This is a genomic window from Bradyrhizobium sp. WBOS08 (assembly GCF_024585125.1).
GTDB classification, from domain to species: domain Bacteria; phylum Pseudomonadota; class Alphaproteobacteria; order Rhizobiales; family Xanthobacteraceae; genus Bradyrhizobium; species Bradyrhizobium japonicum_B.
Genome location: NZ_CP028988.1, coordinates 3399767 through 3419966 on the forward strand (window position 1 = coordinate 3399767; position 20200 = coordinate 3419966).

General features: G+C 65.6%; 19 protein-coding genes and 1 pseudogene. 8 read left to right on the plus strand and 12 right to left on the minus strand.

Annotated elements, in window-relative coordinates:
- Positions 1-25 precede the first annotated feature (25 nt).
- A complete protein-coding gene (locus DCM80_RS16185; RefSeq protein WP_257192610.1) occupies positions 26-724 on the minus strand; it encodes a pirin family protein in 699 nt (232 codons plus the stop codon).
- A 37-nt stretch (positions 725-761) separates the two neighbouring features.
- Positions 762-1514, minus strand: a complete 753-nt coding sequence (locus DCM80_RS16190) for an SDR family NAD(P)-dependent oxidoreductase (RefSeq protein WP_257192611.1) — start codon at positions 1512-1514, stop codon at positions 762-764.
- Between the two features lie 120 nt (positions 1515-1634).
- Between DCM80_RS16190 and DCM80_RS16195 the strand changes: the two genes are divergently transcribed.
- Positions 1635-2567, plus strand: a complete 933-nt coding sequence (locus DCM80_RS16195) for a LysR family transcriptional regulator (RefSeq protein WP_257192613.1) — start codon at positions 1635-1637, stop codon at positions 2565-2567.
- A 169-nt stretch (positions 2568-2736) separates the two neighbouring features.
- Positions 2737-3228 carry a transposase gene (locus DCM80_RS16200; RefSeq protein ID WP_274069669.1) on the plus strand — a complete coding sequence of 164 codons (492 nt, stop codon included), beginning with the start codon at positions 2737-2739 and terminating at the stop codon, positions 3226-3228.
- Positions 3229-3624: 396 nt separating this feature from the next.
- On the opposite strand, the pseudogene DCM80_RS16205 reads toward DCM80_RS16200, so the two are convergent.
- Both DCM80_RS16205 and DCM80_RS16210 read right to left on the minus strand, forming a co-directional pair.
- Positions 3625-3801, minus strand: a pseudogene (locus DCM80_RS16205) (IS5/IS1182 family transposase); the annotation flags it as partial.
- Between the two features lie 219 nt (positions 3802-4020).
- Positions 4021-5193, minus strand: coding sequence for an ABC transporter substrate-binding protein (locus DCM80_RS16210; protein ID WP_257192615.1), 1173 nt, complete (start codon positions 5191-5193; stop codon positions 4021-4023).
- A gap of 308 nt (positions 5194-5501) precedes the next feature.
- Here DCM80_RS16210 and DCM80_RS16215 point away from each other — a divergent pair, with 308 nt between their 5' ends.
- On the plus strand, positions 5502-6764 hold the full coding sequence (locus DCM80_RS16215) for an NAD(P)/FAD-dependent oxidoreductase (RefSeq protein ID WP_257192616.1): 1263 nt from the start codon (positions 5502-5504) through the stop codon (positions 6762-6764).
- A 122-nt stretch (positions 6765-6886) separates the two neighbouring features.
- On the opposite strand, the gene DCM80_RS16220 is transcribed toward DCM80_RS16215, so the two are convergent.
- From DCM80_RS16220 to DCM80_RS16230, 3 genes are all read right to left on the minus strand, one after another.
- On the minus strand, positions 6887-8098 hold the full coding sequence (locus DCM80_RS16220; RefSeq protein ID WP_257192617.1) for an ABC transporter substrate-binding protein: 1212 nt from the start codon (positions 8096-8098) through the stop codon (positions 6887-6889).
- Positions 8099-8173: 75 nt separating this feature from the next.
- On the minus strand, positions 8174-8497 hold the full coding sequence (locus tag DCM80_RS16225) for a (2Fe-2S)-binding protein (protein ID WP_257192618.1): 324 nt from the start codon (positions 8495-8497) through the stop codon (positions 8174-8176).
- 11 nt (positions 8498-8508) lie between these two features.
- Positions 8509-9729: a cytochrome P450 gene (locus DCM80_RS16230; protein WP_257192619.1), complete on the minus strand. Its 1221-nt coding sequence runs from the start codon at positions 9727-9729 to the stop codon at positions 8509-8511.
- Positions 9730-9812: 83 nt separating this feature from the next.
- Between DCM80_RS16230 and DCM80_RS16235 the strand changes: the two genes are divergently transcribed.
- The gene (locus DCM80_RS16235; RefSeq protein ID WP_257192620.1) at positions 9813-10319 is read left to right on the plus strand and encodes a MarR family winged helix-turn-helix transcriptional regulator; all 507 of its coding nucleotides are present in this window, start codon (positions 9813-9815) and stop codon (positions 10317-10319) included.
- Between the two features lie 402 nt (positions 10320-10721).
- Here DCM80_RS16235 and DCM80_RS16240 read toward each other — a convergent pair whose 3' ends face one another.
- Positions 10722-12578 carry a feruloyl-CoA synthase gene (locus DCM80_RS16240; RefSeq protein ID WP_257192621.1) on the minus strand — a complete coding sequence of 619 codons (1857 nt, stop codon included), beginning with the start codon at positions 12576-12578 and terminating at the stop codon, positions 10722-10724.
- A 151-nt stretch (positions 12579-12729) separates the two neighbouring features.
- On the opposite strand from DCM80_RS16240, the gene DCM80_RS16245 reads away from it, so the two are divergent.
- Positions 12730-13224: a MarR family winged helix-turn-helix transcriptional regulator gene (locus DCM80_RS16245; RefSeq protein ID WP_257192622.1), complete on the plus strand. Its 495-nt coding sequence runs from the start codon at positions 12730-12732 to the stop codon at positions 13222-13224.
- 194 nt (positions 13225-13418) lie between these two features.
- A complete protein-coding gene (atzF, locus tag DCM80_RS16250) occupies positions 13419-15227 on the plus strand; it encodes an allophanate hydrolase (protein WP_257192623.1) in 1809 nt (602 codons plus the stop codon).
- A gap of 868 nt (positions 15228-16095) precedes the next feature.
- Here the strand turns inward: atzF and DCM80_RS16255 are convergent.
- The gene (locus DCM80_RS16255; protein WP_257192624.1) at positions 16096-16353 is read right to left on the minus strand and encodes a hypothetical protein; all 258 of its coding nucleotides are present in this window, start codon (positions 16351-16353) and stop codon (positions 16096-16098) included.
- A 149-nt stretch (positions 16354-16502) separates the two neighbouring features.
- On the opposite strand from DCM80_RS16255, the gene DCM80_RS16260 reads away from it, so the two are divergent.
- Together DCM80_RS16260 and DCM80_RS16265 are read left to right on the plus strand one after the other, a co-directional pair.
- Positions 16503-17489, plus strand: coding sequence for a tripartite tricarboxylate transporter substrate binding protein (locus tag DCM80_RS16260; protein WP_257192625.1), 987 nt, complete (start codon positions 16503-16505; stop codon positions 17487-17489).
- Between the two features lie 95 nt (positions 17490-17584).
- Positions 17585-17935 carry a hypothetical protein gene (locus tag DCM80_RS16265; RefSeq protein WP_257192626.1) on the plus strand — a complete coding sequence of 117 codons (351 nt, stop codon included), beginning with the start codon at positions 17585-17587 and terminating at the stop codon, positions 17933-17935.
- A gap of 65 nt (positions 17936-18000) precedes the next feature.
- On the opposite strand, the gene DCM80_RS16270 is transcribed toward DCM80_RS16265, so the two are convergent.
- Genes DCM80_RS16270 through DCM80_RS16280 form a run of 3 tightly spaced genes read right to left on the minus strand, consistent with a single transcriptional unit; the run spans position 18001 to position 20127 of the window.
- Positions 18001-18828 (minus strand): adenylate/guanylate cyclase domain-containing protein, encoded by an 828-nt coding sequence (locus DCM80_RS16270; RefSeq protein WP_257197959.1) that lies wholly within the window; start codon positions 18826-18828, stop codon positions 18001-18003.
- A 35-nt stretch (positions 18829-18863) separates the two neighbouring features.
- Positions 18864-19355, minus strand: a complete 492-nt coding sequence (locus DCM80_RS16275; protein WP_257192627.1) for a YbaK/EbsC family protein — start codon at positions 19353-19355, stop codon at positions 18864-18866.
- Positions 19356-19395: 40 nt separating this feature from the next.
- Positions 19396-20127 carry a haloacid dehalogenase type II gene (locus tag DCM80_RS16280; protein WP_257192628.1) on the minus strand — a complete coding sequence of 244 codons (732 nt, stop codon included), beginning with the start codon at positions 20125-20127 and terminating at the stop codon, positions 19396-19398.
- Positions 20128-20200 lie beyond the last annotated feature (73 nt).

Sequence of the window (20200 nt, forward strand, 5' to 3'; positions counted from 1 at the left end):
TGGATGAGATCGGTGTTGTCAGGTGTTACGCCGCGTCGACGAGCACGAGCTCGGAGTCTTCGAGCGCCGTGATCGTCAGCCGCTCCTCGTCGCGGATCGCGGCGCCGTCGCGGGCGTTGACGCGTACGCCGTTGACCTCGACGGCGCCTGCCGCGGGCACCAGGTAGATGTGCCGCGCTTGCTGCGGCGCGTATTCCGCGCTCTCGCCGGCTTTCAGCGTGGTGGCGAGCACCCGTGCGTCGGCGCGGATCGGCAGCGCGTCGGTATCGCCCTCGAGGCCGCTGGCAATGGTGACGAGCTTGCCGGAGCGATCGGCCTTCGGAAACGGCTTCGAGCCCCAGGTCGGCTGGCCGCCGCGTTGCGTCGGCTCGATCCAGATCTGGAAGATGCGCGTCCTGGTCGGCTCCAGATTGTACTCGGAGTGGCGAATGCCGCTGCCGGCGCTCATCACCTGCACGTCGCCCGCTTCGGTGCGGCCTTCGTTGCCGAGGCTGTCCTGGTGGGTGATCGCACCCTCGCGCACATAGGTGATGATTTCCATGTTGGCGTGGGGATGGGCGGGAAAGCCGGTGTTCGGCGCGATCTCGTCGTCGTTCCATACGCGCAAGGCGCCGTGGCCCATATTGTCGGGGTCATAATGGCTGGCGAAGGAGAAATGATGTTTCGCTTTCAGCCAGCCATGGTCGGCGCCGCCGAGCTTGTCGAAAGGTCTGAGTTCGATCATCTGCGTGATTCCTTGAGTTGAACGGTCGGCGCGTTGATCAGGCGCCAAATCCGCCGTCGACGTTGAGCACGGTGCCGGTGACGAAGGAGGCCTCGGGGCTTGCGAGGAAGACGATTCCGGCTGCAACTTCCTCGGGACGCCCGAAGCGTTGCAGCGCATGCTGCTTGCGCTGGGTCTCGGCGAACTCGCCGCCGTCCTTCGGGTTCATGTCGGTATCGATCGAGCCGGGCTGCACCACGTTGACAGTGATGCCGCGCGGGCCGAGGTCGCGGGCCGCGCCCTTGGTGTAGCCGACGACCGCGGCCTTGGTGGCGACGTAGTCGGCAAGACCGGGAAACGACGCGCGGTCGGCCAGCATCGATCCGACTGTGACGATGCGGCCACCTTCACCCATCAATTGCGAGGCAGCGCGGATCGCCGCGATCACGCCATGCACGTTGATCTGATCCTGGCGCGCCAGCGCTTCCGTGTCGGCCTTGGCATCGTCGATGCCGCCGCCGGCGGCGACGCCGGCATTGTTGACGAGGATGTCGAGATGGCCGAATTCCCTGGCGACGTCGGTCACGAGCTGCGTGACGTCCCTGGCCGAGGCCTGGTCGGCCCTGAAGGCGCGGGCCTTGACGCCCTTGGCCTTCAATTCAGTGACGACCGCTTCCGCCTTGTCCGGCGAGGCGACATAGCTGATGGCGACATCCGCGCCCTGGTCAGCGAGGGCGCGGGCAGAGGCCGCGCCGATGCCGCGCGAACCGCCGGTGACGAGAGCGACCTTGCCTGAGAGCTTCTTGGTCATTTGGATTTCTCCATTGCTTGGATCTGCGATTGCCCTCTTGGATAAGCCTCCGCCTGTGGTATAGAAATAGAAACTGTTGAAACGCATTGTTTCCCAAAAATAGCCCAGGCGGATTGCTCCATGGCGAAGCTCCCGGATTTCGAGGCGCTGGCGATTTTTGCAAAAGTCGTGGAATTGCGGTCGTTTGCAGGAGCCGCCAGCGAGCTGGCGACGTCCAAGGCGACGGTGTCCAAGGCGGTCACGCGGCTGGAGGAGCGGCTCGGCGCGCGCCTGTTCAACCGCACCTCGCGCCGGCTTGCGCTGACCGATGCCGGCCACAAGCTCGCCGAGCCCGCCACGCGCCTTCTGGCCGACGGCGAGGCGGCGGAGAACGAGGCCTTGGCGCAGTCGGTGGCGCCGCGCGGCCTGGTGCGGCTCGCCGTGCCCATGACGTTCGGCATCAAGGCGGTGGCGCCGCTGCTGCCGGAATTCTTCGCGGCCTATCCGGAAGTCTCGGTCGACCTGCACTTGAGCGATGCGACAATCGACCTGATCGGCGAAGGCTTCGACATGGCGGTGCGAATCGCACGGCTGCCGGACTCCTCACTGATCGCGCGGCGGCTCTTCACCATGCCGCGCTTCACCGTGGCCGCGCCGTCCTATCTCAAGCGCCATGGCCGGCCGACGCACCCGATGCATCTGGCCGCGCACAAATGCTTCAGCTACGCCTACATGTCGACGCCGAACGTCTGGCACTACACCAATTCAGCCGGCGAGCAGGCCAGCGTGCGGCCGGGCGGACAGCTCCGCGTCAACAACGGCGAAGCCGTGATGCCGGCGCTGATCGCCGGCCTCGGCATCGCCGAGCTGCCCGAGTTCATCGTCGGCGAGGCGATCTCCTCCGGCGCCGTCGAAGTGATCCTGAAGGACTGGAAACAGGCCGAAGGCGCAGTGCATCTGGTGACGCCGCCCGGCGGCCCCCGGCCGGCGCGCGTCGAGGCGCTCGGCGACTTCCTCGCGGCCAAGCTCCCGGGCACATGCAAGCGGCGGACGAAGAAGAGTGGCAAGGCGTGACGACGACCTTTGGTGGGCACGGCGCGCGAAGAGCGCGCCTTTGCCCACCCTACGCGATCCCGCTAGTCTATGGTTCGTGCAAGCTCTCGTAGGGTGGGCAAAGCGAAGCGTGCCCACGTCTTGCTTGAGAGGATCGCAAGTGTCTCGATATCGGCGCGCGCAAGGCGGCATGTTCTTCTTCACGGTCGTGCTCGAAGATCGGTCGAGCGCCTTGCTCGTAGATCATGTCGATCGCCTCAGGCGAATCTACCGGACTGTCCAGCAACGCCGCCCGTTCGAGACGGTCGCGATCTGTATCCTGCCGGACCACCTCCACGCGATTTGGACGTTGCCGGAGGGCGACGTCGATTTTTCATCGCGCTGGAATCTCATTAAAGGTGGATTCTCGCGTGGCTTGGAGGCCGGGCCGCCTTCAATGAGCAAATTGAAGAAGCGCGAGAAGGGCATTTGGCAGCGTCGCTATTGGGAGCACGCCATTCGCGATGATGCGGACCTGGAGCACCACGTGGACTACATCCATTTCAACCCGGTGAAGCACGGCCTCGTCAGGCGTGTGCGCGACTGGCCGTTTAGCAGCTTCCATCGCTGCGTGGAGAGCGGCATCCTGCCACTGGATTGGGGCGGTGATATGAGGGACATTGCGGGGCAATTCGGCGAGTGATCGTGGGCACGGCGCTTCGCGCCTTTGCCCACCCTACGAGATCTCATCAATCTATCGCTCGTGCACGCCATCGTAGGGTGGGCAAAGCGAAGCGTGCCCACGTCTTTGCTTGATAAGATCACAAATGTCCTGATATCGGCGCGCGTCAGGCAGCATGTTCTCCTTCGCCCCTTCATCGCTAGGTGGAGCAGGGCACTCTTCCTCTGGAAAGGGCGGAGCATGCGCGGCATCGTCGGACAATTCGGCGAGTGATCGTGGGCACGGCGCTTCGCGCCTTTGCCCACCCTCATATGGGGGTTTGTGAGTCAAGGCCTGTCGATTGGCTTGAGTGAGTTTGGCACGGTGCGAGGGCGGCGCGCGGAGCCATGCGTAGCGCAGCGCGACGACCGTGATCCGATAAGCCCAGATCACCCGCACCGGATGATCCTGCCCGATCAGGCTATCGATATCGACCGCTCGCAATTCGACCTGATCGCGCACCGGCTCTCGCAGCCGAGGTGCGCCCCGTGGCACCGCTTCGGCCTGCCGTGCCGACTGCTCCGGCAATTCGCCAAAACGTCCGTCGTCAGCCATCATTCTCTCCAGCAGATCAGTCTGCCCAGAGAATCACATTCGCCCGACGCGCGGTACAAAAGATTCACAGCCTCGTAGGGTGGGCAAAGGCGCGCTTGCGCCGTGCCCACCACCTCTCAATGATTGATAAGAATGGTGGGCACGCTTCGCTTTGCCCACCCTACGATACTTACAATTGAGGGGGCAGAAGAGCCCCCTCATCCGGTAGCTACACCATCCTCACTTCATCTTGCACTTGTCGTGGAAGCGATCCTGGTCGTTCTCCACGATGGTCGCCACCGTCTTCAGCGCGAGCTGGCCTTCGGAATCCTTGACCACGTCCTGCAGATAGAAGCTCTGCACCGGGATATGGTTGTTGCCGTACTTGAACGCGCCGCGCACCGACTTGAAGTTGGCCTTCTCCATCTCGGCCTTCATCGCGTCCTTCTTGCTGGTGTCGCCCTTCACCGCGACAACCGCGCTGTTGATGAGCTGTGCGGCGTCGTAGGATTGCGCGCCGTAATAGGTCGGGCGCAGGCCGGTGTACTTCTTGCGATAGTCGGCGACGAAGCGCTTGTTCTGCTCGTTGGGAAGGTCATTTACCCATTCCTGCGCGCCGGGAACGCCGAGCGCGTTCTCCTTCTGCAGCGGCAGCGACAGCTCGTCGATGGTGAAGGCGGTGTAGAGCGGCATCGTGCTCTTCAGGCCGGCTTGGGCGTATTGATTGAGGAACTGCACGCCGGCCGCGCCCGGATAGAACACGAAGATCGACTCGGCGCCCGAGGCGCGCGCCTTGGAGAGCTCGGCGGAGAAATCGAGCTGGCTCGGCCAGACCGTGTATTCCTCGCCCTTGATCTCGCCCTTGAACGTGCTCTTCAGGCCTGCGAGCATGTCCTTGCCGGCGGCGTAGTTCGGTCCGATCAGGAACACGCTCTTGACGCCCTTCTGGTTCATGTAGAGGCCCATCGCCTGCGGCGTCTGGTCATTCTGCCAGGAGGTCGAGAACACGTAAGGCGAGCACAGCTCGCCCGCGAGCTGCGACGGGCCGGCATTGGCCGAGATCAGGAAAGTCTGGGAATCGACGGCCGTCTTCAGCGAGGCCAGCAGCACGTTCGACCAGATATAGCCGACGATGAAATCGACCTTGTCCGACTGCACCAGCTTCTCGGTCTTCTGCTTGCCGACATCGGGCTTCTGGCCGTCGTCCTCGTAGATCACCTCGACCGGCTTGCCGTCCATCTTGCGGCCCAGATGATCCAGCGCGAGCTCGAAGGAGTTGCGCATGTCGTTGCCGATCACGGCGGTCGGACCGCTGAAGGTCGAGACGAAACCGATCTTGATGGTGTCGCCGGCGAACGCCGGGCTCGCCAGCACCAGCGCCGCTGCGCCCGCCAGCCAGAATGCCGTCCTCATAATCACTCCCCTCCTTATGATTGAGCCCGCAAGCGGGGTGATCGCCGCCCGGGCCTTCTCTATTGAACGCAAAATCTGTCGCGCCGCCAATGGCTCAGCGCCCGCCCCTGCACCATATTTCGCCCCGATCGCGGATGGCAAGAAATATAATGCTACTCCATCGGCCAATGCCCTCGTTAGGCTGCGGCGCTTTTTCGCCCCGGATCGATACACCCCGCCTATGCCGCGATTGATGGCCTCTATTGGACCGCGGCCCCCGATCCGCACTTAAATGAGCAGGAAGCATCAGCGAGATTCGAGGGCGTATCATGGCCGCACATCCCCATCGCGTCGTCATCGTCGGCGCCGGCTTCGGCGGGCTGGAGGCGACCTACCGGCTCGCGGACGCGGGCGTCGAGATCACGCTGATCGACCGCCGCAACCATCATCTGTTTCAGCCGCTGCTCTACCAGGTCGCGACCGCCTCGCTCGCGACCAGCGAGATCGCCTGGCCGATCCGCCATCTCATGCGCGACCGGCCCGAAGTGACGACGCTGTTTGCGACCGTCAGCGGCGTCGATGCGGCACGACGCTGCGTGCTGATCGACGACGGCAGCGAGGTACCCTACGACACGCTGGTGCTGGCGACCGGCGCGCGGCACGCCTATTTCGGCCACGACGAGTGGGAGCAATGGGCGCCCGGGCTGAAGACGCTGGAGGATGCGACCACCTTGCGCCGTCACATCCTGGTGGCGTTCGAGCGTGCCGAGCGCGAGACCGATCCGGCAAAGCGCGCGGCGCGGCTGACCTTCGTCATCGTCGGCGCCGGCCCGACCGGCGTCGAGCTCGCCGGCACCATCGCCGAAATGGCGCGCCATACGCTGCCCGGCGATTTCCGCAACATCGACACGACGACAGCACGGGTGGTGCTGATCGAGGCGGGGCCGCGCGTGCTCGCCGGCTTCGCCGACGACCTCTCGGCCTACGCGCAGGCGTCGCTGGAGAAGATCGGCGTCGAGGTCGTGCTGGGACAGGCGGTCACCGAGATCAACCGCGAGGGCGTCATGTTCGGCGGCAAGCTGCTCGAAGCCAAGACCAGGATCTGGGCCGCCGGCGTGCGCGCCTCGCCCGCCGCCGAATGGCTGGGGGCACCGCACGATCGCGCCGGACGCGTGCTGGTCGAGGCCGACCTCACCATATCAGGCCATCCCGAGATCTTTGCGATCGGCGACACCGTCAGCGTCAACGCCTGGGACGGCAAGCCGGTGCCGGGCATCGCGCCGGCGGCCAAGCAGCAGGGCCGTCACGTCGCCGCGACCATCAAGGCCCGCCTGCGGGGCGCTGCGACGGGCCCGTTCCGCTACAAGCACGCCGGCAGCCTGGCTCAGATCGGCAAGCGGGTCGCCGTCATCGATTTCGGCCGCTTCAAGCTGCGCGGCGCGATCGCGTGGTGGATCTGGGGCATCGCCCACATCTACTTCCTAATCGGCCTCCGCCACCGGCTCAGCGTCGCCTTGAGCTGGCTCTGGATCTACGCGCGCGACCAGCGCGCGGCGCGGCTGATCACGCAGGGATCAAGCAAGGTGGTGTAGGGCTCGTGTCCCGGACGCGGCGCGGCATGAAATGACGCGACGCAGGGCCGAGACCCAGGAGACTGTGGGCCCCGGCTCTGCGGCGCAACGCTTCGCGCTGCACCGCGTCCGGGGCACGAGACCTACTTCACCAGCTCGCACCCGCCCTCCGCCAGCGGACGGAAGGCCTGGTCGGCGGGAATTGTCGAGACCAGCTTGTAATAATCGTACGGATATTTCGACTCCTCCGGCTTCTTCACCTCGAACAAATACATGGGGTGCACGACGCGGCCGTCCTGGCGGATCGTGGTATCGCCGAACAATTTGTCCTTGCCCTTGAATTTCTTCATCTCGGGCACGGCATCCTTGGCATTGTCGCTGCCGGTCGCCGCGACGGCGTTGAGATAAGCCAGCGTCGAGGCATAGACGCCGGCCTGATTGCCGCTCGGCATCTTGCCGTTCATGCCGGGCCGCGCGGCGAAGCGCTTGGCGAAAGCGCGGGTGTCGTCGTTCATGTCCCAATAGAAGGCTTCCATGAGCTGCAAGCCCTGCGCGACCTTGATGCCCATGCCGTGAACGTCGTTGATGAAGAGCAGAAAGGCGACGAGCTTCTGGCCGCTCTGCTGGATGCCGAACTCGGCAGCCTGCTTCACGGCGTTGATGGTGTCGCCGCCGGCATTGGCCAGGCCGATCACCTTGGCCTTCGAGCTCTGCGCCTGCAACAGGAAGGATGCGAAGTCGGAGGTGCCGAGCGGATGCTTGGAGGAGCCCAGCACCTTGCCGCCGTGACCCTCGATGTATTTCTGCGCCTCGGCCTCGATGCCCTTGCCGAGGGCGTAATCGACCGTGAGGAAGTACCAGTCCTTGCCGCCGCGCGACATCATCGCGGCCGCCGTGGTGTTGCCGGTGGCCCAGGTGTCGTTGACCCATTGGATGGTGTTGGGCGAGCAGGCCTTGCCGGTGAGATCGGAGCTTGCGGTCGACGACGCCAGGAACGTCACCCGGCTGTCGCGCAGCAGCGTGTTGATGGAAAGACCGACCGCCGAGTTCGGCACGTCGACGATGGCATCGACGCCTTCGACATCGAGCCATTTGCGGGCGATGGCGTTGCCGACGTCGGCCTTGTTCTGGTGGTCGGCATAGACGATCTCGACCTTGATGTTCTTAGCCCCGCCGTTGAAATCCTCCGCCGCCATGCGTGCGGCTTCCACCGAGCCCATGCCGTTGGTGTCCTGGAAGATGCCGGAGATGTCGTTGAGCACGCCAATCCGCACGACATTGTCCGAGATTTCGGCGCTTGCCGCGCCGGCGACCAGGCTCGCGGCCAGCGCGAACGTCCACTTCAGATGTTTCATGTTTCCCTTCCCTGTTGATGCGTTGCCGCGCCGGTCGTTGCCGGGAGCGGTCGAAAGATCAGTTGGCTTTGCAGGTCAGACTTGCCGTTCCGGCAGCCTCACGATGAGCCCGTCGAGCTCCGGCGTGATCGTGATCTGGCAGGACAGCCGGCTGTTCGGCCGCCGCTCGCTCGCGGTGCCGTCGAGCAAAGCGTCCTCGTCGTCGGCCATCTCAGGCAGGTGCGCGAGCCAGCCTTCATCGACATAGACGTGACAGGTCGCGCACATGGCGTTGCCGCCGCATTCGGCCAGAATGCCGTCGAGGCCGTGACGGGTCGCCGCCTGCATGGCGCTCTCCTCACCTGAGGTCTCGACGCGCTGGGACTTGCCGTCGGCATGGATGAAAGTGATGGCGGGCATGAAGCTCCTCGTCAGGCCGGGGTGATGGTCACGGGCAGGCTGTCGAGCCCGCGCAGCGTGTTATTGAAGCGGCGTTTCGGCTCGCCCGTGATCTCGATTGTCGCGACACGGCGCGCCAGCGCGGTCAGCATCACCTCGCCTTCGAGGCGGGCGACGAGCTGGCCGACGCACATGTGGATGCCCGAGCCGAAGCCGACATGGCCGGAGGTGCGGCGGGTGATGTCGTAGCTGTCGGGCCGGTCCCAGCGCCTGGGATCGCGATTGGCGGCGGCGAGGAACATCAGCACCTTCTCGCCCTCGCCGATCGTGGCGCCCGAGAGCTCGACCTCGCGCGTGGTGGTCCGGAAGAAGGTCTGCACCGGGCTTTCGAACCGCACCGCCTCCTCGAAGGCGTTGCGCGCCAGCGTCGGATCATCACGCAGGCGCTGCCACTGGTCGGGAAAGCGCGCGAGGCAATAGACGGCGGCCCCGATGCCGTTGACCGTGGTGTCGAGGCCGGCCGACAGCAGCGAGCGCACCAGCAGCGGCGCCTCGGTGGCCGTGATCTCGCCATGGTCGACCCGGGCATGAATGCAGGCCCCGAAGCCGCCGGGCGCAAGGTTGTCGCGCTGGCACTGCTCGGCGACATAGGCCTGATGCGGCGCCGAGCGCGCGATCGCCTGCTGGCGCAGCTCATTCGGCGGGCCGAACGCGTTGAACACGACGCTGGCGTAGGGAATCAGATGCTCGCGTCCCTCCGGCTTCAGGCCCAGCGCATCCGGAAAGATCGAGAGCGGATAGGCCTCGGCGAGATCGGCGATCGCGTCGAAGCTGCGCTTCTCCAGCAGCGCGTCCACCCGCTGCTCCGCCGCGGCGGCGAAGCGGTCGCGCACCTGCTTCATCGCGGTCGGCGACAGCACTTTCGACAGCACGGCCCGGGTGCGGGTGTGCGCGGGCGGGTCGGCCTCGAGGATCAGGCTCGGCGGCCGCCACGGCGTCTCCTTCTTGAAGTCGGACAGGCCGACACCGCGGCTGGAGCAGAACGTCGCGGGATCGTTCAGCACCGCATGGACCTCGGCATAGCGCGCCAGGCCATAGACGTTCCATTTGTCGAGATAGACCACCGGCCCCGCCTCCCGCAGCCGCTGATGTGCGGGATATGGGTCGGCGAAGAACGTCATGTCGAACGGATCGACGTCGAGGTGCGGGACGGAAGCAGGGCCCGTCGAGGCCGGGGCGCCGGATGCGGTCATGGAAGACCTCCCTCATTTTGATCTTGTGAAAGGGCGGCGCATGCCATTAGGTCTTTGGGCCCACCGCGAGTCAGAACCCCGACATGCCCGCGCCTTCGACCAGATCCCGGCAAAAGCCTGCGCCCAATGATGCGGGGCCGACGCTCGATCTCGACCGGTACGTCCCCGCGTTCGTCACCTTCATCGCCAACAAGCTCTCGAACAGCGCGACCGCGTTCTATCAGCGCGAGTTCGGCGTCAACGTCACGGAATGGCGGATCATGTCGCTGCTGGCGATCGAGCCCGGCATTCCGGCCTCGCGCATCTGTCACGTCATCGGCTTCGACAAGGGGCCGGTGAGTCGGACGCTGGCCGGCCTCGAGAAGCGCGGCCTGGTCTCGATCCGCACCGACCCCAATGACGGCCGCACCCATTCGATCGCGCTGACGGCAAAGGGCCGCACCACGCATGACAGGGTGATCGTGGCGGCGCTCGAGCGCGAACGGCGGCTGTTGTCGTGCCTCAACAAGGACGAGCGCGAGGTGCTGATCAATCTGCTCCGCCGGCTGCACGACAATCTCGGCGCGGTCACCGGCGGCATCGGGCCCTGACGGGTCGCGCTTCAGGCGCCACCTTCCGTCACGTCCAGGCATGCGCCGACGCTTGCCGGCGGCACCGTTCGGGCCGAGCATTGTTTCCTCCAGGATCGGACGCGGCAGTTTCCCTGCCGTCATCGCTGCCTGGAATGGTTCGCACGAATTAGTTGCCTAGGCAACAAAATAATCGGCAATATATTGCGGCAGGCGGTTGGCGTAGTTGCGAGCCCGGATCTCGTGTCCCGGACGCGCCGCAGCGCGAAACGCTGCTGCGCAGAGCCGGGACCCAGCCGCCGCAGTGCATTGGGATAGATGGGCCCCGGCTCAGCAGCGCATCACACCGGACGATGCTTCGCATCGCCGGGAGTGCTGCGCTGCGTCCGGGGCACCGAGAGGAATATCCGTCGCAACAGTGTCTCAGCCGGCGCAGCCGACCCACGCGTCCGGCGCATCATCATTCAACCGCGCCACCGCGTCCGCACGCCGCGCCAGCACGGCGCGCTGGTTGATGTAGCCCTTGTCGGTGATCTCGCCGCCGTCGACCGACGGTGGCTCGGCGAGCAGCAGCGCGCGCGTGGCGTGACCAGAGGAGTTGGGGCCCTGCTGCTTCAGTCTTGCGAGGCCCTGCGCGATGGCGCGCCTGACCTTGTCATGGGCGAGCACCTCGCTCACATCGGCGGTCTCGCCCAGGCCGGCCTGGGCGCGGCAGGCCGCGACGTTGGGGAACACCAGAAAGCGCACCTCGTCGCCGCCATGGCCAGCGACCACGATGTCCTGCGCCAGCGGCGCCAGGGCAGCGATGCCGGCGACGCGCAGCGTGCCGACATTGACCCAGGTGCCGGAGTTGAGCTTGAAATCCTCGGCGACGCGGCCGTCGAAGAACAGGCCGCGCTCCGGCCGCGCATCGTCGGCGAGCTTGACGGCATCGCCGATCAGGTAAAAGCCCTCGTCGTCGAAGGCCTGCCGGGTCAGCTCCGGCGCCTTCCAATAGCCCGGCGTGACGTTGGGACCGCGCACGCGCACCTCCAGCTTGTCGCCGGAGGTGACGAGCTTCAATTCGGTGCCGGGAATGGGCACGCCGATATTGCCGGAGCGCTGGGCGAGGAAATGACAGTCGGTCGCCAGCGGCGACGTTTCCGTCGAGCCCCAGGCCGAAACCATCGGCAGCGCGCGGCCGACGGTCTTGATCGAAAGTTCCTCGAGCGCGTCCCAGAGATTCTGCGGCAGAGCGGCGCCGGCATAGAAGGCGAATTTCACCTCGCCGAAGAAGCGGCGGCGCAGCTCCTCGTCGCCGCGCAGCGCCGCGATCAGCATGTCGAAGCCGCGCGGCACGTTGAAATAGACCGTCGGCATCACACTGTTCAAATTGGCCAACGAGGTCGCGAACAGCCCAGGCGCGGGCTTGCCGCCGTCGATGTAGAGCGAGCCGCCGTTGCGCAGCACGAGATTGAAATTGTGGTTGGCGCCGAAAGTATGGCTCCAGGGCAGCCAGTCCAGGATGACGAGATCGCCGCGCGTCTGCTCGAGAAACGTCCAGGTCTGCGCCTTGGCCTGCTGGCTCGAGGTCAGCATGCGCTGGGTGTTGATGACGGCTTTCGGCGTGCCGGTCGAGCCTGACGTGAACAGGAACTTTGCGATCGTGTCCGGTGTCACCGCGGCGAAGGCAGTTGCGACGTCGGGGCTCTCCGGCGTTGCCGCGACGGCGCGGAAAGCGAGCGCGCCGGCGTCATCCTCATTGCCGCTGATGATCTGCGCATCGTGCAGCGGCGCGATAGCGGCCAGCGCGGCCGCGAAGGCCCTGGTCGCAGAGACGTAGATCGCGCCCGGCTCGAGCAGCGCGATCATGCTCTTGAGCTTCTCGAAATCCCGGGACATCAGCGAATAGGCGGGCGAGATCGCGGCCGAGGGCACGCCGACATGCTGGGCGGCGAGCGCGAGCAGCGCGTGATCGATGCTGTTGTCGGAGAGGATCGCGAGCGGGCGTTCCGCGCTGAGGCCCTGCGCCAGGATCCAGGACGCGGCCGCGCGCACCTGGCGCAGCGCCTGCGCATAGGTGACGGTGATCCAGGGCGCTTCGACATTGCCGCGCTCGGCGAGGAAGATCGCATCCGGCGTCTGCCGCGCAAAATGCTCCAGCCAGTCGCCGACGCAGCGCGCGCTATCGCCGAGCGGTTCGGGCGATCGCAACACGATGCTGCCGTCGGCGCGATGCTCTGCGACCGTCCGCGGGCTTGCGAACAGGCCCGCAACGTCACCACGTGGGGCGACTGTCATATGGGTCTCCTCCCTCCGTCCGGATACGGATCGGCCGCAACCTCGTTCGGGCTGCTTTGGGCATAATGTTGGGCATGACAATTGTTGTCGTCAACAACAATCTTTCGCTTACGGCCCTGGCGCGCTAAGGTTGCCGCACGGGAGACACGATGTGACAGCCAGCGCCCCCCAGACTGCCCCACGCAAGCGCGCCGGCAATGGCGCGACGCCTCGCGATGCCGCCGACGACATCGGGCTCGATGCGCTGGTCGGGCACGCCGGCTATGCGGTGCGGCGCTTCCAGATCTGGATTTTCCAGGACTTCATCAAGACGCTTCGCGCGGTCGACATCAGGCCGACGCAATATTCGGTGCTGACGCTGATCGGCGCCAATCCGGGCCTGTCGCAGATGGCGGTGGCCAAGCGTCTCGGCATCGAGCGCGCCCGGCTGGTGCACCTGCTCGACAGCCTTGAGCAGCGCAAGTACCTCAAGCGGATCAAGTCGAAGGCGGACCGCCGATCCCACGCGCTGCACCTCACCGCGCAGGGCGAGACGGCGCTGGCGAAATTCAAGCGGCTCGCGGCTGAGCACGAGCGGCACGTCGAAGAGAAGATCGGCAAGGAAAACCGGGCGCAGCTGCTCCGGATCCTCGCTGGCTTCACCTGATCCCCACTGCCCATGATTTGAGCAGATGCCTGTCGAAGGGCGGTGACGCCGGCGCCGATGCGCTTGACGAAATACCTCATAAGCATCTGATCACACGATAATTTTCTAGATCGATAGCGCCGTCCCGCCATTGTACACAATGGCACATCGCTTGCTTCGTGGCGGTGAGGATAGATTGCCGGAGTTTTGTCGCCATGGGGGCTGAGCAGCCTGAAACGATCGCCGCGATTGTGGCCGCGCATCGCGCCGGCACGCTGACGCCGGCAGAGACGGTCGCGCGGACCTATCAGCGCATTCGCGATCACGGCGATCCCGCCATCTTCATCAGCCTGCGCGACGAGAAGGATGCGGTCGTGGAGGCCGAGAGGCTCGCCGCGCGCGCGGATGCCGCCGGCCTGCCGCTGTACGGCGTGCCGGTCGCGGTGAAGGACAATATCGACGCGCTGGGCTTTGCGACCACCGCGGCCTGCCCCGCCTTCTCCACCGCGCCGACACATGATGCGACCGCGGTGGCGAGGCTGCGCGCTGCCGGTGCCATCATCATCGGCAAGACCAATCTCGACCAGTTCGCGACCGGCCTCGTCGGCGTACGCTCACCCTACGGCATTCCCCGGAATTCGGTGCGCGACGATCTCATTCCCGGCGGTTCGAGCTCCGGCTCCGCCGTGGCGGTCGGCGCCGGCCTCGTGCCGCTGTCGCTCGGCACCGATACTGCCGGCTCGGGGCGGGTGCCGGCGATGCTCAACAACATCGTCGGGCTGAAGCCAAGCCTCGGCATGATCTCGAATGCAGGCCTCGTGCCCGCCTGCCGCACCCTCGACTGCATCTCGGTATTCGCTCTGACGGTGGATGATGCTGCGCTCGCCCTGTCGGTGATGGCGGGACCGGACCCGGCCGATCCCTTCTCACGCGACCGGCCGCTTGGCGCGATGACGCCGCTCCCGGCAGATCTGCGCCTCGGCGTGCCGCGCAACGGACAGCTGATCTTCTTCGGCGACAAGGATGCCGAGACTGCCTACGCCGAGGCGCTGAAGCGCTGGACCGCGCTCGGCGCAACGCTGGTCGAGTTCGACCTCGAGCCGTTCTACGAGACGGCGCGGCTGCTCTATGAGGGCCCTTGGGTCGCCGAGCGCTATCTCGTGATCAAGGATCTGCTCGCCTCCGCGCCCGATGCGATCCATCCCGTGACGCGCGAGATCACCGCGGCCGGCGCGCGGCTGACGGCGGCCGAGACCTTTTCGGCGCTGTACCGCCTGCAAGGCCTGCGCAGGATCGCCGAGCGCACCTTCGCCAATATCGACGCGCTGGTGCTGCCGACGGCGCCGACGGCCTATACGACCGCGCAGGTGCTCGCCAATCCGATCGAGCTCAACAGCCGGCTCGGCACTTACACCAATTTCGTCAACCTGCTCGACCTCTGCGGCCTGGCGCTGCCGGCGTCGATGCGCGCCGACGGCATTCCGTTCGGCATCACGCTGCTCGCCCCCGCGGGGCATGACGCGCTGCTCGCGAGCATCGGCCGCGTCTTCCATGCGAATACCAAGCTCGATCTCGGCGCAAAGGGTGCGGCGCAAGCACCGCTCGCGCCGCTGCCGGCAAGCCGCAGTGAGGACATCCCGATCGCCGTGGTCGGCGCGCATCTGTCCGGCATGGTGCTGAATGGCGAGTTGAAAGCGCTGAACGGACGCCTGATCGAGGCAACCAGGACTGCGGCCGATTACAAGCTCTACGCGCTCAAGACCACCCCGCCGAAGCCCGGCATGCTGCGCGTCGCCGCCGGCACGGGCGCGGCGATCGAGCTGGAGATCTGGTCGCTGTCGCCAGCCGCCTTCGGCCAATTCGTCAACGCGATTCCGTCGCCGATGGCGATCGGCACGGTGCGCCTTGCCGATGGCCGCAGCGTGAAGGGATTTCTGGTCGAGCCGGAGGTGCTGGGCGATGCGCGTGATATCACGGCTTATGGGGGATGGCGCGCATATATGAAGGAAGCCACCAAGGCGTAGGTGTCGTAGGATGGGCAAAGGCGTGCTCTTTGCGCGCCGTGCCCACCTTCACCAAATCGTGGGCACGCTTCGCTTTGCCCACCCTGTACCCTTCTAGCGTTCGGAGGCCAGTCAGTTGGTGTAAGCTGGTCGGCCGGGCCGATCCGCCGGGAGCCGCCTTGCCCACCTGTGCCTTGAGCACCGACGTAGGACCCGCGCCGAAAATTGTGCCATTATGGTCGGTGGTGAGCGTGGCTGTCGATGCTTGCATCTGACTCTCCGTGGGTTCGAGTGTGGAAACCCAAACCTACCGGAAAGGCCACGCTCACCGCCCATGGAATCTACGAGATCTCATCAATCTATCGCTCGTGCACGCTATCGTAGAGTGGGCAAAGCGAAGCGTGCCCACGTCTTTGCCTGAGAAGATCACAAATGTCCTGATATCGGCGCGCGTCAGGCAGCATGTTCTCCTTCGCCCTTTCATCGCTAGGTGGAGCAGGGCACTCTTCCTCTGGAAAGAGCGGAGCATGCGCGGCATCTTCGGACAATTCGCGAGTAATCGTGGGCACGGCGCTTCGCGCCTTTGCCCACCCTACGAGATCTCATCAGTCCATCGCTCGTGCACGCCATCGTAGGGTGGGCAAAGCGGAGCGTGCCCACGTCTTTGCCTGAGAAGATCACAAATGTCCTGATATCGGCGCGCGTCAGGCAGCATGTTCTCCTTCGCCCCTTCATCGCTAGGTGGAGCAGGGCACTCTTCCTCTGGAAAGAGCGGAGCATGCGCGGCATCGTCGGACAATTCGGCGAGTGATCGTGGGCACGGCGCGCGAAGAGCGCGCCTTTGCCCACCCTACGGGATCTCATCAATCCATCGCTCATGCGTGCTCGACTACGACACCTTCACGCCGTCGATCGCGACGACGCGCAAGCTCGGCTTCAGCGTCTCGTCGAGCTGCGTCTTCAATTCGTGAACCCGCGGATCGCTCGATCGTGCGGCGCACACGCCGTATTGACGGACCGATTTCGTCAGGGCGCGCCGCGCCTCCGGCGTCCGCGTCAATTCGGGCTGTGCCAGCCGCAACACGATCGCCGCGAGATTCACCAGCATCTCGTCGAGCGCGACGTCGATGGTCGCCGGATTCCGCATCGCTCACTCTCCTCGATCGGGCAACGGCGGGTCCAGACATGCGTTCCAGACGGAGGCGGACATGGCTAACGCTTCGTAAACGTCTTGTTCTCGCCGCTCGGCGCGTTAGGCTGGCGGCCAAACAAGGAAGATCAGGGGGAGGCACCATCATGGATCGACGCGATCTCCTGCGCGCCGCCGCAGCATTGCCGTTGTTGCGCATTGCCTGGCCTGCTCCGGCCTTCGCGCAAGCCTATCCGGCGCGCAACTTCACCATGATCGTGCCGTTTCCGGCCGGAGGTCAGGCCGATCTCGCGGCGCGTCCGGTGGCGATGGCGCTGGAGCGGATCCTGGGCAAGCCCGTGATCGTCGACAACCGGGCCGGCGGCGGCGGCGGTTCGGTCGGCAATGCCGCGGCGGCGCGCGCGGAGCCCGACGGCTACACGCTGCTGATGACGCTGTCCTCGCTCGCGGTGCTGCCCGAGGCCGACCGGCTGTTCGACCGTCCCGCCGCCTACGAGGTCTCGCAGTTCATGCCGATCGCGCGGGTGCTCGCCGATCCCACGCTGCTGGCGGTGCCGGCGTCGGCCCCGTGGAAGACGGCGCAGGATTTCGTCGAGGATGCGAAGCGGCGCCCCGGCCAGATCCCCTACGGCTCGTCGGGGCCGTACGGCACGCTGCATGTGGCGATGGAGATGTTCGCATGCAGCGCCGGCATCAAGCTGCTGCACGTGCCGTTCCGCGGCGCAGGTCCCGCGCTCACCGCGATCCTCGGTGGCACCGTGCAGGCGATCGCCGCAGCGCCGGGGACGTTGAAGCCGCAGGTCGACGACGGCAAGCTGCGCGTGCTCGGCAATTGCGGCGCGCAGCGCATCGCGAGCTTTCCCGACCTGCCGACCTTCCAGGAGCTCGGCTACAAGGATGTCGAGTTTTACATCTGGGCCGGGCTGTTCGCACAGAGCTCACTTCCCGCGCCGATCGCGACCCGTCTGCGCGAGGCGATGGCGCAGGTGATGGCGAGTCCCGACGTGCTCAAGGTGTTCGAAACATCGGGCAGCCTCGTCGCCTATCAGGACGCACCCGCCTTCGCGCAGTTCGTCGCCGCGGACAGCGCGCGGCTGATCGCGGCGGTGAAGAAGATCGGCAAGGTGGAATAGGTTCCGAACCTGTTTTCACATTTTGTTGTTGGTCCAGAACCGGCTGCCGCCTCATTGATTGTTGAAAGTCGATGGCAACGCAGAAGGATCGGGACATGCGAACAGAGCGGATTGCGCTGGGTATGGCGCTCGCGATCGGCGGCATCCTCGCGCAGAGCGCGGCTTCCGCGCAAGAATACCGCGGCACGATGGAGCAGCAGATGGCCTGCACGCCGGATGTGTGGCGTCTGTGCAGCGACCAGATTCCGGACGTCGGCCGCATCACGGCCTGTCTGCAGCAGAACACACCGCAGCTCTCGAGCGGCTGCCGTGCCGTGTTCCAGGCCAACAACCAGATGCCGCCGCAGCAGCAGGTTCCGCGGGGTCGCGCCGCGCCGCCGCGCTACAATGCTCCGCCGCCCCCAGCTCCGCCGGCGCAGCCGGGTCCCTATGATGATGACGAATAGACTCGTGAAAGCTTGATCGGGAAACCGCGCGCGGCACGGGCCCGGATCCGGCCGCGCCGCCTCGTTCAGCGCTCTGTCCTGCTGTCCGATTCCGGTCGGTTTCCGAGCACCATCCGCATCACCATTCCGAAGAGAATGGCTGCCACAGGCCAATGGAACCAGATCGTACGGCTGGTGAGCAGATTGATCGCAATCAGTAAGGCCGACACCGTGAGGGCCGCTGCAACCGGGCGGGGCAGCCTTGCGAGCCAGGTCGAGACGACATTCGTCGCCGAAGTTGGCATACCCCTGTTTTCCATCCGCGCAGCGCGCGCACGCTCTGAGGGAGCCGCGCTCGCCTCGGTCGGGAAGCTCTGTTGTGCGGCTCGGCCGCCCAGGGTCAGGCGATAACTGGTCAGGGGAGCGATGTTCTTCATCGGGCGCTGGCCGAGACAGTCGAAGCCAACGGACAATTTGTTGTGGACCTGATCGTAGACGGAGCTCGAGATCACGACGCCGCCGGGCTCGGCGAGCTCCTGCAGCCGGGCCGCGATATTGACCCCGTCGCCATAGATGTCGGAGCCGTCCACCATCACGTCGCCGAGGTTGATGCCGATGCGAAACTGCATCGGGCTGGCCTGCGGCGCGTCCGAAGCCTGACTGGAAATTTCCTGCTGAATCTCGACCGCGCATTGCACGGCTTCGACGACGCTGGCGAACTCGGCGATCACCGCATCGCCCCAGGTATTGACGATGCGGCCGTCATGGCGCTCGACCAATCGCGCAATCGCCGCGCGGTAGCGGCGCAGCGTCTCCAACGTTCCGGTCTCGTCCGCTTCCATGAGGCGGGAATAGCCGTACACGTCAGCGCACAGCACGGTGGTCAGTCGTCGTTTCACCTTGTCGTCGGCCATGGTCGCCATGCTAGCCTCCCTGGCCGGCAAATGCATCAGGCATCCTGTCCGCTGCCGCCGTTCGCCCTGACCTCGCAGACATCGACCCATTCGGCCGCGGTGAGCTCGGCCATCCGCTCCGGCGTGATGCGCACGGCGCTGTGGGTCGAGCCTGCGGCCGGCACCACGACGTCGAATGCCTTCAGGGAGACGTCGCAATAGACCGGCAGCGGCGACTTCAGCCCGAACGGACAGACGCCGCCGACCTCGTGGCCGGTGATGGCGGCGACTTCCTCCAGCCCCAGCATCTTCGGCTTGCCGCCGAACTGCGCCTTGACCTTCTTGTTGTCCATCCGCGAGGTGCCGGCGGCCACGATCAGGATCACGCGTTCGCCGACGCGCAAGCTCAGGGTCTTGGCGATCATGCCGGGCTCGACGCCATAGGCTTCGGCGGCGAGCGGCACCGTGGCCGAGCTGATCGGCGATTCCATCACGGTGATGTCGGGGGCTTTTTCGGCGAAGAAGGCGCGAACGGATTCCAGGCTCATTCCAGTCAGCTCATTCCAGGCTTGCGGGCGGTTGGCGATGCTAAGCGATTCCCGGCAACTCAGAGAGCGAACGGACACGGTGGTCCGGTGCAAAGCCAAGCTCGTCCATCTGGGTGCGGATCGCCTTGAACATCGTCAGCGGTGCCACGAGTTCGGTCTCGACGCAAGCCAGCGCCATGGCTTCCGGCGTCACCCGCTCGATCCAGGCGACGTTGAGCCCGAACGACTTTGCCCCCGCCGCGTCCCAGGGATTGGAGGACACGAACAGAACCTCGTTCGGCGCGGTCCCGAGCACTTCCCCGATCAGCTCGTAGGCCGCCGGGCTCGGCTTGAAGATCTTCTTGGCGTCGACGCTGATGGTGGCATCGAGCAGGCGGTCGAGCCCGGAATTGCGCACCAGCGCATTCAGCATGTCCGGGCTGCCATTGGAGAGGATGGCCAGTCGCCGCGGCTTCAAGGCGGTGAGCGCGGCGGCTGCATCCGGATAGAGATCGAGATGCAGATATTTCTCGATCACCCGCTCGAACGCCTCGCTCTCATAGGCCAGTCCCAGCATCCGAAGCGTATAGGCGAGGGAGTCGCGGGTGACCGCGGCAAAATCCTGGTAGCGTCCCATCAGCGAGCGCAGCCAGGTGTATTCGAGCTGCTTGATGCGCCAGACCTGCGTGATGATCGCGCCATAGCCCGGAAACGCATCCTCGGTGACGTCGGCGACCGACTGGATGTCGTACAGCGTCCCGTAGGCGTCGAACACGACGGCTTTGATGCTCATGGGCTGTCCTTCCAGGCAGGTGTGGTCACAAGAACTCGGCTCGGGGGAGCGTGGAGTATCGTCAGCTTACCAG

Excerpts from the sequence above, each read along its gene's own strand:
- DCM80_RS16185 (WP_257192610.1), bottom strand. The coding sequence starts at position 724 with ATGATCGAACTCAGACCTTTCGACAAGCTCGGCGGCGCCGACCATGGC.
- DCM80_RS16190 (WP_257192611.1), bottom strand. The coding sequence starts at position 1,514 with ATGACCAAGAAGCTCTCAGGCAAGGTCGCTCTCGTCACCGGCGGTTCG.
- DCM80_RS16195 (WP_257192613.1), top strand. The coding sequence starts at position 1,635 with ATGGCGAAGCTCCCGGATTTCGAGGCGCTGGCGATTTTTGCAAAAGTC.
- DCM80_RS16200 (WP_274069669.1), top strand. The coding sequence starts at position 2,737 with ATGTTCTTCTTCACGGTCGTGCTCGAAGATCGGTCGAGCGCCTTGCTC.
- DCM80_RS16210 (WP_257192615.1), bottom strand. The coding sequence starts at position 5,193 with ATGAGGACGGCATTCTGGCTGGCGGGCGCAGCGGCGCTGGTGCTGGCG.
- DCM80_RS16215 (WP_257192616.1), top strand. The coding sequence starts at position 5,502 with ATGGCCGCACATCCCCATCGCGTCGTCATCGTCGGCGCCGGCTTCGGC.
- DCM80_RS16220 (WP_257192617.1), bottom strand. The coding sequence starts at position 8,098 with ATGAAACATCTGAAGTGGACGTTCGCGCTGGCCGCGAGCCTGGTCGCC.
- DCM80_RS16225 (WP_257192618.1), bottom strand. The coding sequence starts at position 8,497 with ATGCCCGCCATCACTTTCATCCATGCCGACGGCAAGTCCCAGCGCGTC.
- DCM80_RS16230 (WP_257192619.1), bottom strand. The coding sequence starts at position 9,729 with ATGACCGCATCCGGCGCCCCGGCCTCGACGGGCCCTGCTTCCGTCCCG.
- DCM80_RS16235 (WP_257192620.1), top strand. The coding sequence starts at position 9,813 with ATGCCCGCGCCTTCGACCAGATCCCGGCAAAAGCCTGCGCCCAATGAT.
- DCM80_RS16240 (WP_257192621.1), bottom strand. The coding sequence starts at position 12,578 with ATGACAGTCGCCCCACGTGGTGACGTTGCGGGCCTGTTCGCAAGCCCG.
- atzF (WP_257192623.1), top strand. The coding sequence starts at position 13,419 with ATGGGGGCTGAGCAGCCTGAAACGATCGCCGCGATTGTGGCCGCGCAT.
- DCM80_RS16255 (WP_257192624.1), bottom strand. The coding sequence starts at position 16,353 with ATGCGGAATCCGGCGACCATCGACGTCGCGCTCGACGAGATGCTGGTG.
- DCM80_RS16260 (WP_257192625.1), top strand. The coding sequence starts at position 16,503 with ATGGATCGACGCGATCTCCTGCGCGCCGCCGCAGCATTGCCGTTGTTG.
- DCM80_RS16265 (WP_257192626.1), top strand. The coding sequence starts at position 17,585 with ATGCGAACAGAGCGGATTGCGCTGGGTATGGCGCTCGCGATCGGCGGC.
- DCM80_RS16270 (WP_257197959.1), bottom strand. The coding sequence starts at position 18,828 with ATGGCCGACGACAAGGTGAAACGACGACTGACCACCGTGCTGTGCGCT.
- DCM80_RS16275 (WP_257192627.1), bottom strand. The coding sequence starts at position 19,355 with ATGAGCCTGGAATCCGTTCGCGCCTTCTTCGCCGAAAAAGCCCCCGAC.
- DCM80_RS16280 (WP_257192628.1), bottom strand. The coding sequence starts at position 20,127 with ATGAGCATCAAAGCCGTCGTGTTCGACGCCTACGGGACGCTGTACGAC.